At 69.7% G+C, this 14084-nt stretch carries 16 protein-coding genes, 1 tRNA gene and 1 riboswitch; of the genes, 6 read left to right on the forward strand and 11 right to left on the reverse strand.

Features of this window, described 5'->3' with window-relative positions:
* Positions 1-8: 8 nt before the first annotated feature.
* From ABZ904_RS07420 to ABZ904_RS07430, 3 genes are read right to left on the reverse strand one after another with little or no spacing between them, the layout of a single operon-like run.
* Positions 9-1004, reverse strand: a complete 996-nt coding sequence (locus ABZ904_RS07420) for an ABC transporter ATP-binding protein (RefSeq protein WP_361821866.1) — start codon at positions 1002-1004, stop codon at positions 9-11.
* Between the two features lie 41 nt (positions 1005-1045).
* Positions 1046-1891 (reverse strand): ABC transporter permease, encoded by an 846-nt coding sequence (locus tag ABZ904_RS07425; protein ID WP_361821722.1) that lies wholly within the window; start codon positions 1889-1891, stop codon positions 1046-1048.
* Positions 1884-2684, reverse strand: coding sequence for an ABC-2 family transporter protein (locus ABZ904_RS07430; protein ID WP_361821725.1), 801 nt, complete (start codon positions 2682-2684; stop codon positions 1884-1886). Before ABZ904_RS07430 ends, ABZ904_RS07425 begins: the two co-directional genes overlap by 8 nt.
* Positions 2685-2873: 189 nt before the next feature.
* Here ABZ904_RS07430 and ABZ904_RS07435 point away from each other — a divergent pair, with 189 nt between their 5' ends.
* Complete coding sequence (locus ABZ904_RS07435; RefSeq protein WP_359391592.1) at positions 2874-5309, forward strand: transglycosylase domain-containing protein; 2436 nt, start codon at positions 2874-2876, stop codon at positions 5307-5309.
* Positions 5310-5400: 91 nt separating this feature from the next.
* On the opposite strand, the gene ABZ904_RS07440 is transcribed toward ABZ904_RS07435, so the two are convergent.
* From ABZ904_RS07440 to ABZ904_RS07450, 3 genes are all read right to left on the reverse strand, one after another.
* Positions 5401-5721 carry a multidrug efflux SMR transporter gene (locus tag ABZ904_RS07440; RefSeq protein WP_359391593.1) on the reverse strand — a complete coding sequence of 107 codons (321 nt, stop codon included), beginning with the start codon at positions 5719-5721 and terminating at the stop codon, positions 5401-5403.
* Positions 5722-5754: 33 nt separating this feature from the next.
* A riboswitch (guanidine-III (ykkC-III) riboswitch) is annotated at positions 5755-5813 on the reverse strand.
* Positions 5814-5879: 66 nt separating this feature from the next.
* Complete coding sequence (locus tag ABZ904_RS07445) at positions 5880-6221, reverse strand: co-chaperone GroES (protein ID WP_043440554.1); 342 nt, start codon at positions 6219-6221, stop codon at positions 5880-5882.
* A gap of 44 nt (positions 6222-6265) precedes the next feature.
* On the reverse strand, positions 6266-6604 hold the full coding sequence (locus ABZ904_RS07450) for a DUF3618 domain-containing protein (RefSeq protein ID WP_359391594.1): 339 nt from the start codon (positions 6602-6604) through the stop codon (positions 6266-6268).
* A gap of 166 nt (positions 6605-6770) precedes the next feature.
* On the opposite strand from ABZ904_RS07450, the gene bcp reads away from it, so the two are divergent.
* The 3 genes from bcp (at position 6771) to ABZ904_RS07465 (ending at position 8524) form a co-directional block, all read left to right on the forward strand.
* Positions 6771-7238 carry a thioredoxin-dependent thiol peroxidase gene (bcp, locus tag ABZ904_RS07455; RefSeq protein WP_359391595.1) on the forward strand — a complete coding sequence of 156 codons (468 nt, stop codon included), beginning with the start codon at positions 6771-6773 and terminating at the stop codon, positions 7236-7238.
* A 139-nt stretch (positions 7239-7377) separates the two neighbouring features.
* Entirely contained in the window at positions 7378-8397 is a 1020-nt protein-coding gene (locus ABZ904_RS07460; RefSeq protein WP_361821730.1) for an HNH endonuclease, read from the forward strand.
* Positions 8398-8439: 42 nt separating this feature from the next.
* A tRNA-Leu gene (locus ABZ904_RS07465) sits at positions 8440-8524 on the forward strand.
* Between the two features lie 53 nt (positions 8525-8577).
* On the opposite strand, the gene rdgB is transcribed toward ABZ904_RS07465, so the two are convergent.
* The 4 genes from rdgB to ABZ904_RS07485 all read right to left on the reverse strand — a co-directional run bounded on the left by rdgB (position 8578) and on the right by ABZ904_RS07485 (position 10844).
* Entirely contained in the window at positions 8578-9180 is a 603-nt protein-coding gene (gene rdgB / locus ABZ904_RS07470) for an RdgB/HAM1 family non-canonical purine NTP pyrophosphatase (RefSeq protein ID WP_361821733.1), read from the reverse strand.
* A gap of 62 nt (positions 9181-9242) precedes the next feature.
* Complete coding sequence (locus ABZ904_RS07475) at positions 9243-9641, reverse strand: hypothetical protein (RefSeq protein ID WP_359391598.1); 399 nt, start codon at positions 9639-9641, stop codon at positions 9243-9245.
* A 162-nt stretch (positions 9642-9803) separates the two neighbouring features.
* Positions 9804-10535, reverse strand: a complete 732-nt coding sequence (gene rph, locus ABZ904_RS07480) for a ribonuclease PH (RefSeq protein ID WP_359391599.1) — start codon at positions 10533-10535, stop codon at positions 9804-9806.
* 75 nt (positions 10536-10610) lie between these two features.
* Positions 10611-10844 (reverse strand): PTS glucose/sucrose transporter subunit IIB, encoded by a 234-nt coding sequence (locus ABZ904_RS07485; RefSeq protein ID WP_043440579.1) that lies wholly within the window; start codon positions 10842-10844, stop codon positions 10611-10613.
* Positions 10845-11279: 435 nt separating this feature from the next.
* On the opposite strand from ABZ904_RS07485, the gene ABZ904_RS07490 reads away from it, so the two are divergent.
* Positions 11280-12530 (forward strand): PTS transporter subunit EIIC, encoded by a 1251-nt coding sequence (locus ABZ904_RS07490; RefSeq protein ID WP_359391600.1) that lies wholly within the window; start codon positions 11280-11282, stop codon positions 12528-12530.
* Positions 12531-12615: 85 nt separating this feature from the next.
* Here ABZ904_RS07490 and ABZ904_RS07495 read toward each other — a convergent pair whose 3' ends face one another.
* The gene (locus ABZ904_RS07495; RefSeq protein ID WP_359391601.1) at positions 12616-13368 is read right to left on the reverse strand and encodes an MBL fold metallo-hydrolase; all 753 of its coding nucleotides are present in this window, start codon (positions 13366-13368) and stop codon (positions 12616-12618) included.
* A gap of 246 nt (positions 13369-13614) precedes the next feature.
* Between ABZ904_RS07495 and ABZ904_RS07500 the strand changes: the two genes are divergently transcribed.
* Entirely contained in the window at positions 13615-14055 is a 441-nt protein-coding gene (locus ABZ904_RS07500) for a type II toxin-antitoxin system PemK/MazF family toxin (RefSeq protein WP_359391602.1), read from the forward strand.
* Positions 14056-14084 lie beyond the last annotated feature (29 nt).

Consider the following 14084-nt stretch of genomic DNA (forward strand, 5'->3'; position numbering starts at 1 on the left):
GCGGCGGGCTACGACACCGCCCGCTCGGCCTGTCCCAGCCCCGCGTACATCTTCGCGATGACCGCCTCGATGTCCGGCTCCCGCACCGACAGGTCCACCAGCGGGTACTCCGCGGCGACCCGGGCCACCAGGGGGGCCGCCGACTCCGACGCCGGGAACGCCAGCCACTGCCGCGGCCCCTCGACCCGCACGACGCGCGCGGGCGGTGCCTCGATCGGTGGCATCTCCCGCTCCAGGTCGACCACCAGAGTGCGCTCGCTGTCGCCGACCTCGTGCAGTCCGGCGAGCCCGCCGTCGTACACGAGTCGCCCGTGGTCGATGACCATCACGCGTGAGCACAACTGCTCGATGTCCTGCAGGTCGTGCGTGGTCAGCAGCACCGTCGTGCCGCGCTCGGCGTTCAGGTCCCGCAGGAATTCGCGCACCCTGGCCTTGGAGGCGACGTCGAGGCCGATGGTCGGCTCGTCGAGGTACAGCACCTCGGGGTCGTGCAGCAGTGCCGCCGCGATGTCGCCGCGCATCCGCTGCCCCAGGGACAGCTGCCGGACCGGGACATCCAACAGGCCGCCCAGCTGGAGAAGTTCGACGCAGCGGTCCAGGTTCTCCCGGTAACGCCCGTCCGGGATGCGGTACATACGGTGCATCAGCCGGTAGGAGTCGATCAGCGGCAGGTCCCACCACAGGGTGGTGCGCTGGCCGAAGACCACCCCGATGCGCCGGGCCAGCCGCGTCCGCTCCCGGGCGGGGTCGATGCCGGCGACCCGCAGCCGGCCGCCGCTCGGCGTCAGGATCCCGGTCAGCATCTTGATCGTCGTGGACTTCCCGGCGCCGTTCGGCCCGATGTACCCGACCATCTCGCCGCGCGCCACGGTGAAGGAGATCGAGTCGACGGCCCGCACCTGCCGCCGCTCACGGCGCAGGAAGCCGGTCTTCCGGCGCACGTCGAACACCTTCTCGACCCGGTCGACTTCGATGAGGCCGCCGCCCGCGAGGCCACCGTCCATGCCGCCACCGTCCACCACGAAGCCACCTTCCATCTGGGCCCTCAGCTCCCCGTACTCCGGTACGAACGCAGTCCCGCCCGCCAGGCCGCCCCCGCCGCCGCACAGCAGCCCGCGGCCACCAGAGGTGGGGCGAAGGCGACCCACACCGGCAGGTCGAGCGGATAGGGCCGCCCCAGCACATACAGCGCTGGCAGCCAGTTCACGAAGGCCAGCGGCAGCACGAACGTCACCCCGCGCACCAGGTCCTTGGCGAAGACGGTGGGCGGGTACTGCAGCATGGTCTGACCGCCGTACGTGAACGAGTTCTGCACCTCGGAGGCGTCCTGCGCGACGAACTGGAAGGCCGCGCCCGCCACGAACACGGCGCAGAAGATCACGGCGCCGCTCAGCAGCGACAGTGGGACCATCGCCACCTTCAGCGGGGTCCAGGACACGTCCAGGGCGGTGACGGCGTACCCGAGGACCAGCACCCCCTGGGTGATCCGGCCGATCCGGCGCAGCCCGAAACGGTCCGCGGCGACCTGCGCGAGCACGGGCACCGGGCGGACCAGGATCGTGTCCAGCGTCCCGTCGCGCACCCGCCGCCCCAACCGGTCCATCGAACCGAGCGCGAGGTCTGCGAGACCGAAGGCGGTGGCGGACAGGCCGTACAGGAACGCGACCTCGGGCAGGCGGTAGCCGCCGAGCACATCGATCCGCGAGAACATCAGCATGATCGCGACGAAGTCGAACGCGGTCCCGGCGAAGTTGCCGAACGCGGTCATGGCGAAGGAGGCGCGATAGGCCATCGTGGAGCGGATCCACATGCCGCTGATCAGGAAATAGGCACGCAGCCCCGCCCGCACGCGCCCGTGCTCCCGCGCCGCGCCGTGAGCCGTGTCAGCCACCCTGGACCACCACCCGCCGGGTCGCGGCCGACTGCACCAGCCGGCCGAGGGCCAGCAGCACGACCGCCCACGCACCCTGGAAGGCGTACGTGGGCAGGGGCCGCGCCCGGCCGAGGAGCACATCCACCGGAGCCTGCATCAGGGCGGACCAGGGCAGCATGCGGACGACCTCGCCGAGAGCGCCGGGGAAGACGTTGAGCGGCAGCAGCAGGCCCGAGCAGAAGACCGCCACCAGCGCGGCGAGCTGAGCGGCACCCGCCCCGTCGAGCAGCCAGAAAGCGCACAGCGCCACGACGAAGCGGATCGCGAAGCTCACCAGGACCCCCAGCGCCACCGCGATCACAAAGGCGATCCAGGCCAGCGGCCGGGCCGGCAGTGCCAGCGGGAAGACCAGCGCGCCGAACACCAGCGGGACCACGCCACGGCCCAGCAGATGGAACAGGGCCCGCCCGGCATCCGAGGCCAGCCACCACAGCTGGAGGTCGGCGGGCCGGTACAGGTCGATGGCGATGTCACCGGTTCGGATGCGTTCGATCAGTTCGTCCTCGAAGCCGCCGCCGAACACGGCCACCGTCATCAGCAGCCCCTGACTCACCCAAACGAACGTAAGAGCCTGCGCCTGGTCGTATCCACCCAGGTGGGGTCGCTCGTTCCACAGGGCAAGGTAGGTGTATGCCAAGATCAACCCGAAGACTGTGTTGGTGAAGACTCCCGCCGCGGTCGCGGTTCGGTAGGTCGCATACCGCCGGAAACCACCGGCGGCGACAGCGGCGTACAACCGCCCTGTCCCCACGGGAAACCTCCTTCGACGCAGGCGGGCCGAAGCGCTGGAGCCTAGCGCGCGGACAAGTGGTGTACCACGCGTTTTCCACGCCCGACATGTCCGTCATGACGGGAACGTGGGCGCGAGGTGCGGCAGTCTTCATCGGGGACGCACTTGGCGTACGGGAACGTACGACGCGAAACGGGAGTCCGGCAGACGATGAGCGACGAGCCGCAACACAGCAGCCAGACCCTGGCACCCGAAGAAGACGAGCTGCCCGGGCTGACCGGGCCACCACCCGGCCGGCCCGGGCGTCCAGGCCGCACGGGCCGGCGCAGGCTGATCCCGACCTGGCGGACGGTGCTCGGCGCCTTCGTGACCGGACTCCTGCTCCTGACCGGCCTGTTCGCGCTCGGATACGCCATCGTCAGCATCCCGGCCGCGAACGCCGCCGCAACCAAACAGAGCAACGTGTACCTGTACGCGGACGGCACCGAACTGGCCCGCGACGGCTCGGTCAACCGCCAGAACGTGACGCTCGCACAGATGTCCAAGGACGCCCAGCACGCGGCGCTCGCCGCCGAGGACCGCGACTTCTACTCCGAGTCCGCCGTCGACCCCAAGGCGATGGTCCGCGCCGCCTGGAACACGGCCAGCGGCAAGGGCAAGCAGTCCGGCTCCACGATCACCCAGCAGTACGTGAAGAACTACTACCTGGCCCAGGAGCAGACCATCACCCGAAAGGTGAAGGAGTTCTTCATCGCGATCAAGCTCGACCGCGAGAAGAGCAAGGACCACATCCTCGAGGGCTACCTCAACACCAGCTACTTCGGCCGCAACGCGTACGGCATCCAGGCCGCCGCACAGGCCTACTACGGCGTGGACGCCAAAAAACTCACGGTCGGTCAGAGCGCCTACCTCGCCGCCCTGCTGAACGCACCCAGCCAGTACGACATCATCGCCCACCCGGAGAACGGGCCGGCGGCCATGGCCCGCTGGAAGTACGTCCTCGACGGCATGGTGAAGATGCGCTGGCTGACGGAGACGCAACGGCGGGCGGTGACGTTCCCCATGCCACGCGAGCCGGTGACCGCGCCCGGCCTGTCCGGCCAGCGCGGCTACCTCGTCGAGGCCATCAGGGACTACCTCGTCGGCAACAAGGTCATCGACGAGAGCACCCTGGCCGCCGGGGGCTACCGCGTCACCACCACCCTGCAGAAGTCCAAGCAGGACGCCTTCACCCAGGCTGTGAACGACCAGCTGATGAGCAGGCTCGACAAGAAGAACCGCAAGGTCGACCAGTACGTCCGCGCGGGCGGCGTGGCCATCGACCCGGCCACTGGCAAGGTCCTCGCGATGTACGGCGGCATCGACTACACCAAGCAGTACGTCAACAACGCGACCCGCCGCGACTACCAGGTCGGCTCCACGTTCAAGCCGTTCGTGTTCACCTCGGCCGTCCAGAACACTGCCAAAACGCAGTACGGCGACGCCATCAACCCCTACACGGTGTACGACGGCACGAACAAGCTCCCGGTGGACGGCTGGAGCGGCGGGACATACGCGCCCGAGAACGAGGACGAGGTCTCGTACGGCCCGATCACCGTCGGCACGGCCACCGACAAGTCGGTGAACACGGTGTACGCCCAGATGGCGGTCGACGTCGGCCCGTCCAAGGTCCGGCAGACCGCGATCGACCTCGGGTTGCCCGAGAACACGCCCGAAATGAGCCCGTACCCGTCGATCGCGCTCGGTTCGGCCACCGCCAGCGTCCTCGACATGGCCCAGGCGTACGCGACGCTCGCCAACCACGGCAAGCACGGCACCTACACGCTGATCGAGAAGGTCTCCAAGGACGGCAAGGAGAACGTCACGCTGCCGGACGAGACCCCCAGGCAGGTGGTGAGCCGCGAGGCGGCGGACACCACCACGTCCATCCTGCAGAGCGTGGTGGACAGCGGCACCGGAACGGCCGCCCAGGCCGCCGGCCGGCCCGCCGCGGGCAAGACGGGCACCTCGGAGGACGACCGGGCCGCCTGGTTCGCCGGCTACACCCCGGACCTGGCGACGGTGGTCGCCGTGATGGGCCAGGACCCGGACACCGGCCGGCACGAGTCGCTCTACGGAGCGACGGGCCTGGACCGCGTCAACGGCGGCGGCGCACCGGCGGAGATCTGGGCCCAGTTCACGGAGGCGGCCCTCCAGGGCAATCAGATCCAAAACTTCAACCTGCAGTTGCAGGAGGGTGCGCAGCCCTACGACGAGCCCCCCGGCGACTACAACGGCGACTTCAACGGCGGCTACAACTGGGACGACCGGCCCGGCGGCGCCGGCCCCCGGAACAACGGCGGCCCGACGAACACCCCGGGGCACAACCAGAACCGGACCCCCGGTCGGAGCGACGGCGCCACCACCGGAGCGGGCAGCACACCGGGCACGACCGGCGGCGGCACCGCGGGCACCGGCGGCACCACCGGCGACGGGGCCACCCCGCACACCGGCGGCACCGCGGGAACAGGCGGCCCTCCCGGCCGGCGCGGCACCACCGGCACCGGAGGCGATACGGAACCAAACCGCGGCCCCGGCGACGGCGGAATCACCGGGACCGGCGACACGGCCGGCCCACTCGGCGCGACGGGTGGAGCGGGAGCGTGAACCGGCAGGGGCCTGAACGGGCGGGATGCCCCGCCGGGACGGCCGTAGATCCGGATCGTCAGAATCGTGCGGCTCGTGCGGCTCGTGCGGATCAGTGCGGCGAGGTCGCCTTGAGCCCCACCACGGCCACCAGCAGCAGCGCCACGAAGAAGATCCGCGCGGCCGTCGCGGGCTCGCCGAGGACCGCCATGCCCAGCACCGCCGCACCCGCCGCGCCGATGCCCACCCAGACGCCGTACGCCGTACCGATCGGCAGCGATCTCGCGGCGTACGACAGCAGCAGCATGCTCGCGACGATGCCGGCGCCGGTGGCCAGACTCGGCCACAGGCGGGTGAAACCGTCGGTGTACTTCATCCCGACCGACCAGCCGACCTCCAGCAGGCCGGCGACGACAAGCAGAACCCAGGCCATGACGGCACCTCCGTGTTCTCGTGATCAACAGGGGGTGCGTCGTCTTTGCGGTCCCGGTACGGCGCGTCTCGTCGGGTCCCTCACGGGTCGGCCCACCGTAGCAAAGAAACGTAAAAAGGGGCTGGTGGCAGCCGCCACCAGCCCCTTTGCGACGTGAACTACAGGTACAGGCCCGTGGAGTCCTCCGACCCCTCGAAGCGGTCCGCGGCCACGGCGTGCAGATCGCGTTCGCGCATCAGGACGTACGCGGTCCCACGGACCTCGACCTCGGCCCGGTCCTCCGGGTCGTACAGGACCCGGTCACCCGGCTCCACGGTCCTTACGTTCTGCCCGACCGCGACGACCTCGGCCCAGGCGAGGCGCCGGCCGACGGCCGCCGTCGCGGGGATCAGGATGCCGCCGCCGGACCTGCGCTCACCCTCGGCGGCGTCCTGCCGCACCAGCACACGGTCGTGCAGCATCCGGATGGGCAACTTGTCGTGGTGGGTCTTCTCGCTCACGCCCCCGAACCTACCCGTCTTCGACGGCTCCGTGCGCGTCCGGGTCAGCCCTTGCGCCGCCGGGAGCCGTAGGCGAGCAGCCCGACGACCCCCACGACCACCAGCGCCACGGGCACGACACGCTCCAGACGCGGCGCACCGTCCTTCGTGACGAACTGCCCCTTCACCTCGCTGACGACCCGGTTGACGCCGACGTAGGCGCGCCCGAACGTGTGGTCGATGTTGGAGACGACCTTGGCCTTCGCGTCCCCGACGATCGTCTTGGGGTGCACCCGGACGCCGATCTCGTCGAGCGTCTCGGCGAGGGTTTCGCGACGGCGCTCGATGTCCGCCTCGATCTGCGCCGGAGTCCTGGTGTCCGGCGTGCTCGACGTGTCCGCCACCGCGCTTCCTCCGTGGTCGTTTGCGACGTGTTCCGCGCAATTCCTGCATCTGTGGTCGACAGTCTGTCAGCTTCGTCCCCGACGCACTCCCCGGCACCCCCACTGGAGGCACCGGAAGGAGATTAGGCTCGTCGGGGTAACCCGCCCCTTGCCACGTGAGGTACCGATGAGCGAGCGACTCAAGCCCGGCGACACCGCCCCCGCCTTCACCCTGCCGGACGCCGACGGCAACGAGGTCTCCCTGGCCGACCACAAGGGCCGCAAGGTCATCGTGTACTTCTACCCGGCCGCGCTCACCCCGGGCTGCACCAAGCAGGCGTGCGACTTCACCGACAACCTCCAACTGCTGGCGGGCGCGGGCTACGACGTCATCGGCATCTCGCCCGACAAGCCGGAGAAGCTCGCGAAGTTCCGTGAGAAGGAGTCCCTGGAGGTCACCCTCCTCGCCGACCCCGACAAGCAGGTCCTGGACGCGTACGGCGCCTTCGGCGAGAAGACGATGTACGGCAGGACGGTCGTCGGCGTCATCCGCTCCACGGTGATCGTGGACGAGGAGGGCAAGGTCGAGCGCGCCCTGTACAACGTGCGGGCGACGGGGCACGTGGCGAAGATCATCAAGGACCTGGGCATCTGACGACACATCCCTCCACCCCTGCGGCCCGCACCGGTACACCCCGGCGCGGGCCGTTCTCGTTCCCGGGCGTGACTGTCCGATATCCGGTTCGTTGATCCGTACGGGCTGCGAACACGCGGCCTAGAGCGGAGGGGGCGCCATGGCCACGGGCCCGTACGACCGAATCGCGCTGGCATCGGCCGTCGCACAGTCCTGCACGTGGAACGACCTCATGCGCCGACTGGGCCTCAAGCCCAGCGGCGGGCAGCGCCGCGTTCTGCAGCAACGAGTCGCCGCCCACGGAATCGACACCGGCCACTTCACGCATCGAAGCCCATGGCGCAGATATCCGGACGCCGCGATCGCCGCCGCGGCGGCATCGTCCACGACGCTGCGCGAGGTCGCGCTGAAGCTCGGCGCCACGCCCGCGACCGGCACCCTCGCGCACATCCGGCGTCGCATCGCGGCAGCCGGAATCGACATCAGCCACTTCCCGGGCATCGACCGGCCGTACCTGGATCTTCCCTTCACCCACGACCAACTGCGGACCGCAGCCAGGTCCGCCGGAAGTGTGCGGGAAGCAGCCCGGATCCTGGGAGTGCCCGACGACAGCCGGTCGCGCGCCGCCTTGGGACGGATGTTCCGAGACCAGCGCATCGACACATCCCACTTTCGCAACGCCCGCACCGCGGTCCCCGAGGACGCACTACGCGCGGCCGTGCCCAAGGCCATGAGCTACGCCGACGTCATGCGTGCCCTGGGACTCGAGGTGAACGACACGAACCACCGGCGCGTACGCCGGGCGGTCGCCCGACTCCGCCTGGACACCAGCCACTTCACACGGCGCACCTGGGGTGCCGAACCGGTGGCTCCACGCACAGCCACGGCGGAACGGGTGCTGGTGGTCCTCCCTGGCGGTTCGGCGCGCCCCAACCGGACGCGCCTGCACGCAGCGCTCCAGGAAGAGGGCACTGCCTACCGCTGCGCGTCCTGCGGAAACCAGGGGCAGTGGCTGGGGCAGCCGATCACACTTCAGATCGATCACATCAACGGCGACTGGCTGGACAACCGCATCGAGAACCTGCGGTACCTGTGCCCGAACTGCCATGCACTGACGGCAACATGGTGCAGGCAGAAGGGCGGGCGCTCGGCGAGGCAGAGGGACTCCCCCGTACACTGAGCGACACAAAGCGGCACAGCGCAATGAAATGTCCGTTTTGAGGCGGTCGTGGCGAAATAGGCGATACGCGCGGGTTTTAGGTGCCCGTGGGAGAAATCCCGTGTGGGTTCGAGTCCCACCGACCGCACAGACGTGAAGAGGCCCGGTCCATACGGACCGGGCCTTGCTCATGGCCGGGCCTCAGCCCAGCAACTCCCGCACCACCGGTACCAGCGCCCGAAACGCCTTCCCCCGGTGGCTGATCGCGTTCTTCTCCTCCGGGGTCAGTTCGGCGCAGGTGCGGGTCTCGCCCTCCGGCTGGAGGATCGGGTCGTAGCCGAAGCCGTTGCTGCCCGACGGGGTGTGGCGGAGGGTGCCCTTCAGCTGGCCCTCGACCACGCGTTCCGTGCCGTCCGGCAGGGCCAGGGCTGCCGCGCAGGCGAAGTGGGCGGCGCGGTGGGCGTCGTCGATGTCGGCGAGCTGGGCCAGGAGCAGGTCCAGGTTCGCCTTGTCGTCGCCGTGCCGGCCGGCCCAGCGGGCGGAGAAGATGCCGGGGGCGCCGTGCAGGACGTCCACGCACAGGCCCGAGTCGTCCGCCACCGCGGGCAGACCCGTGGCCTGGGCCAGGGCGTGGGCCTTGAGCAGGGCGTTCTCGGCGAAGGTGACGCCTGTTTCCTTGACGTCGGGGATGTCGGGGTAGGCGTCCGCGCCGACCAGGTCGTGCGGGAGGCCCGCGTCGGCGAGGATCGCCCTGAGTTCGGTGATCTTTCCGGCGTTGCGCGTGGCGAGGATCAGGCGGGTCATGCCCCCCAGTATCCGTGCGACGCGGGCCGCGCCCGCCCCTGCCCCCGGGGGGGTGCGGGGCGCTACGACGTACAGACCTTGGTCAGCTCTCCCGCCGCATCGGTCACCGGTCCGACGTCGGGGGTCTTGTTGCCGTTCTGGACGGCCTGGCGGACGTCGGTGACGGCCTTGCGGAGGTCGTCGACCGCTTTGTTGACGTCGACGTTGTCCGTTTTGTCGCCGATCTGGTCGAGGTTCTTCTCGATGGAGTCGAGGGACGTGTCGGTCTGTGCGGGGTCGTTCGCGGCGTTCTCGACGGCCTGCTGGAGATCGGTGACGCTGTCGGCGATGGCGTCGGCGGTCTGTACGCAGTCGATCGCCTTGCCGACGGCGTCGCAGGCCGCGCTCGCGCCCACGGCGGTGAGTACGGCGACGGTGGCGAATGCGGCGGTGGCGATGCGTCGGCGGGGGCGCGCGGCCATGGAACGGTTTCCCTCCCCGTTGGCGGTGCCGCACGCTCCGTGGCGCGCCGGCCGGCCCGGCTCACCGACCCGTGGGGGTCGTGGAGAGCTGCGTGGGGCGCCCGGGAGCGCCCCGGGCGCCCCACGCAGTAGTGCGGCTGTCCCTGAAAACGCCGGGCGGCGCTATGCGGTTGCCTCGAGGACCGCTCGCTGGATCGCGGTGAGCTGGTCGCAGCCCGCGACCGCCAGGTCGAGCAGGGCGTTGAGTTCCTTGCGGTCGAAGGGTGTGGCCTCGGCGGTGCCCTGCACCTCGACGAAGCGGCCGTCGCCGGTGCAGACGACGTTCATGTCGGTCTCGGCGCGTACGTCCTCCTCGTAGCAGAGGTCGAGGAGGGGGACGCCGCCGACGATGCCGACGGAGACGGCCGAGACGGTGCCGGTCAGCGGCTGCCGGCCGGCCTTCACGAGCTTCTTGTGCTGGGCCCACGCGACCGCGTCGGCGAGTGCCACGTAGGCGCCGGTGATCGCGGCGGTGCGGGTGCCGCCGTCGGCCTGGAGGACGTCGCAGTCGAGGACGATGGTGTTCTCGCCGAGCGACTTGTAGTCGACGACGGCGCGCAGGGAGCGGCCGATGAGCCGGCTGATCTCGTGCGTACGGCCGCCGATCTTGCCCTTGACGGCCTCGCGGTCGCCGCGGGTGTTGGTGGAGCGGGGCAGCATGGCGTACTCGGCGGTGACCCACCCTTCTCCGCTGCCCTTGCGCCAGCGCGGGACGCCTTCGGTGACGGAGGCGGTACAGAGGACTTTGGTGTCGCCGAAGGAGACGAGGACGGAGCCCTCGGCGTGCTTGCTCCAGCCGCGTTCGATGGTGACGGGGCGGAGCTGTTCGGGGGAGCGGCCGTCGATGCGAGACATGGGACCGAGCCTAGTCGTACATGGGTCAGGGGCCGCTTCCCGGTGGGAAGGGCCCCTGATGTGTGAGCGGGTGGCTCACATCATGTCTTCGATCTCCGCGGCGATGGGGTCCGCGTCGGTGCCGATGACGACCTGGATGGCGGTCCCCATCTTGACCACGCCGTGGGCGCCGGCGGCCTTCAGGGCGGCCTCGTCGACCAGCGAGGCGTCGTGGACCTCGGTGCGCAGCCGGGTGATGCAGCCCTCGATCTCGTCGATGTTGTCGATGCCACCGAGCCCGGCAACGATCTTCTCAGCCTTGCTGGCCATGTCTTTTCTCCCTGATCCGGAACCGCTTTGTCGCAGTAACCCACAGTCGGCCCAACTTCGCGAGCGGTCTGGTCGTCCGAACCCGAGACTGGCGTTCCCGACGGCGCGACCGTCCTGGGCTGGTCTACACCACTTGGGGAACCGCCGCCAATCCGGCTGTCCGGGGTGCACGCGGGGGGCGTCGGCGTGACGTGGCGATCGTCACGCCGATCGGACTTCTGGTCACATACGCCCCTCGGGCTATCGTTTCGGGTGATTCGCGACGAGTGCGACACTACTCGCCGCATTTTTACGGCCACGGATTCCATGGGTTCCTTATCCCACCTTCACCGTGCTAGAACAGGTCTACACCAGTGAGTGGTGTAGACCACGCGGGTGCTGTCCACCCCTTTTCGCCCTTCCCGTCCCCCGGCAGCCCCGGTACATGGAGGAACTATGAGCACCGCCACCGCAACCTCGGCGGCCCCCGCAAAGAAGCGGGGATCAGGTCTGTTCCAGGGCCTGCAGAAGGTCGGCCGCAGTCTTCAGCTCCCGATCGCCGTGCTGCCGGCGGCGGGCATCCTGCTGCGGCTGGGGCAGCAGGACATCCACGACAAGCTGAACCTGCCCGACAAGGTCACAGCGGTGTTCGCCACAGCCGGTGGCGCGATCTTCGACAACCTCCCGATGCTCTTCTGCATCGGTGTCGCGATCGGTTTCGCGAAGAAGGCCGACGGCTCGACCGCGCTCGCCGCCCTGGTCGGCTTCCTGGTCTACAGCAACGTACTCAAGGCCTTCCCGGTCACCGAGGCGAAGGTCCAGGCCGGCGCCGACATAGCCGCGACCTACAACAACCCCGGTGTCCTCGGTGGCATCCTCATGGGTCTGCTGTCCGCCGTGCTGTGGCAGCGCTTCCACCGCACCAAGCTGGTGGACTGGCTCGGCTTCTTCAACGGCCGTCGCCTGGTGCCGATCATCATGGCCTTCGTCGGTACGCTCGCCGGCGTCTTCTTCGGCCTGATCTGGAAGCCGATCGGCGAGGGCATCTCGAACTTCGGTGAGTGGATCACCGGTCTCGGCGCCCTGGGCGCGGGCCTCTTCGGTCTGATCAACCGTGCGCTGATCCCGGTCGGCATGCACCAGTTCGTGAACACCGTCTCCTGGTTCCAGATCGGTGACTTCAAGAACTCGGCCGGCCAGGTCGTCCACGGTGACCTCAACCGCTTCTTCGCCGGTGACCCGACCGCCGGACAGTTCATGTCGGGCTTCTTCCCGATCATGATGTTCGGTCTGCCGGCCGCGGCGATCGCCATCGCGCACTCCGCCCGCCCCGAGCGCCGCAAGGCCGTGATGGGCATGATGATCTCGCTGGCGCTGACCTCCTTCGTGACCGGTGTGACCGAGCCGATCGAGTTCTCGTTCATGTTCATCGCCCCGGTGCTGTACGCGATCCACGCGGTCCTCACGGCCCTGTCCATGGCGATCACCTGGGCGCTCGGCGTCCACGCGGGCTTCACCTTCTCCGCCGGCGTCATCGACTACGGGCTCAACTGGAACCTGGCCACCAAGCCATGGCTGATCATCCCGATCGGCCTGGTGTTCGCGGCGATCTACTACGTCGTCTTCCGCTTCGCGATCACCAAGTTCAACCTCCCCACCCCGGGCCGCGAGCCCGAGGAGGAGGTCGAGGACCTCACCAAGGCGTGAGCCCCTCACGAGCGACACGAAGGCCCCGGAACCTCTTCGGTTCCGGGGCCTTCGGGCGTGTGCGGGGGTTTCCCGTGCGGCGGGGCTAGACCTCGTACGTGGCGCGCGGCACCGCCAGCTCCACCGGACCCTTGTAGACCGCGCGGGCGTCCGCCAGGTTGATCTCCGGGTCGGTCCACGGCGGGATGTGGGTCAGGATCAGGCGGCGGGCACCGGCGCGGGCGGCCGCCTCGCCGGCCTCGCGGCCGTTGAGGTGGAGGTCCGGGATGTTCTCCTTGCCGTAGGTGAACGCCGCCTCGCACAGGAACAGGTCCGTGTCGCGGGCGAGTTCGTCCAGCGCCTCGCTCACGCCGGTGTCGCCGGAGTACGTGAGCGACCTGCCGCCGTGCTCGACCCGGATGCCGTACGCCTCCACGGGGTGGCGGACGCGTTCCGTGTGGACGGTGAAGGGGCCGATCTCGAACGTGCCCGGCTTGACCGTGTGGAAGTCGAAGACCTCGCTCATCGAGGAGGCCGAAGGGGTGTCGGCGTAGGCAGTGGTGAGGCGCTGCTCGGTGCCCTCGGGGCCGTAGACCGGGATGGGTGCCGCGCGGCCGCCGTCGTGGCGGTAGTAGCGCGCGACGAAGTACCCGAGCATGTCGATGCAGTGGTCGGCGTGGAGATGGCTGAGGAAGATCGCGTCGAGGTCGTAGAGACCGCAGTGGCGCTGCAGCTCGCCCAGGGCGCCGTTGCCCATGTCGAGAAGCAGCCGGAAGCCGTCGGCCTCGACGAGGTAGCTCGAGCAGGCCGAGTCCGCGGACGGAAACGACCCCGAGCAGCCGACGACGGTGAGCTTCATAAAGCTGGAACCTCCGCGTGGCAGATAGTGCAGAAGGCAGGGATGTGGACGGTGACGGGGGTCGTGCGGTCCGTCGAGCGTAAGGCGCAAAAGGACCGGTCGCTCCTCCGCCAGGGGCCGTTGTGGGCGAACTCACCTGTGGTGTCACCGGTTCGGCTGGACCGACGGCGCATGAGGGGCGCGGTAGGGCGCGCGGCAGTTGTGAAGGGCGGGCGACACGCCGGACGCGCCGGTACCGTCATCCATATGGACACGTCCTGGTGGCTCGCGCTGGCGGCGGTGGTGCTGCTGGCGCTGGTCGCGACGCTGGTGGACGGCTGGGGGCGCGGGCACCGCCGTCGCCGTGCGGCCACGCGTCCGCCGGGCCGCGCCGGGGTGCATCCACGGCCCGCCGAGATCTGGTGGGCGAGTGTGCCGTACGACGACCGGCCGGGCGGCAAGGAACGGCCGTGTCTGGTGCTGACGGTGCACGGGAGCAGCGCGACCGTCGCGAAGATCACCAGCCGGTACCACGACGAGCGGGCGGGAGTGATCCCGCTGCCGCCGGGGACGGTCGCCGACGCCCACGGCCGGCCCAGCTTCCTGGAGACCGACGAGCTGCGGGACGTTCCGCTGTGGGATTTCCGGCGCCGGGTGGGCGTGGTGGACCCCGCACTGTGGGATCAGGTGCGGTACCTGGCGGGGTGATCGGCCTCATGGTTGGTCCTCGTGGCGTC

This window comes from Streptomyces sp. NPDC046900 (assembly GCF_040644975.1).
GTDB lineage: Bacteria > Actinomycetota > Actinomycetes > Streptomycetales > Streptomycetaceae > Streptomyces.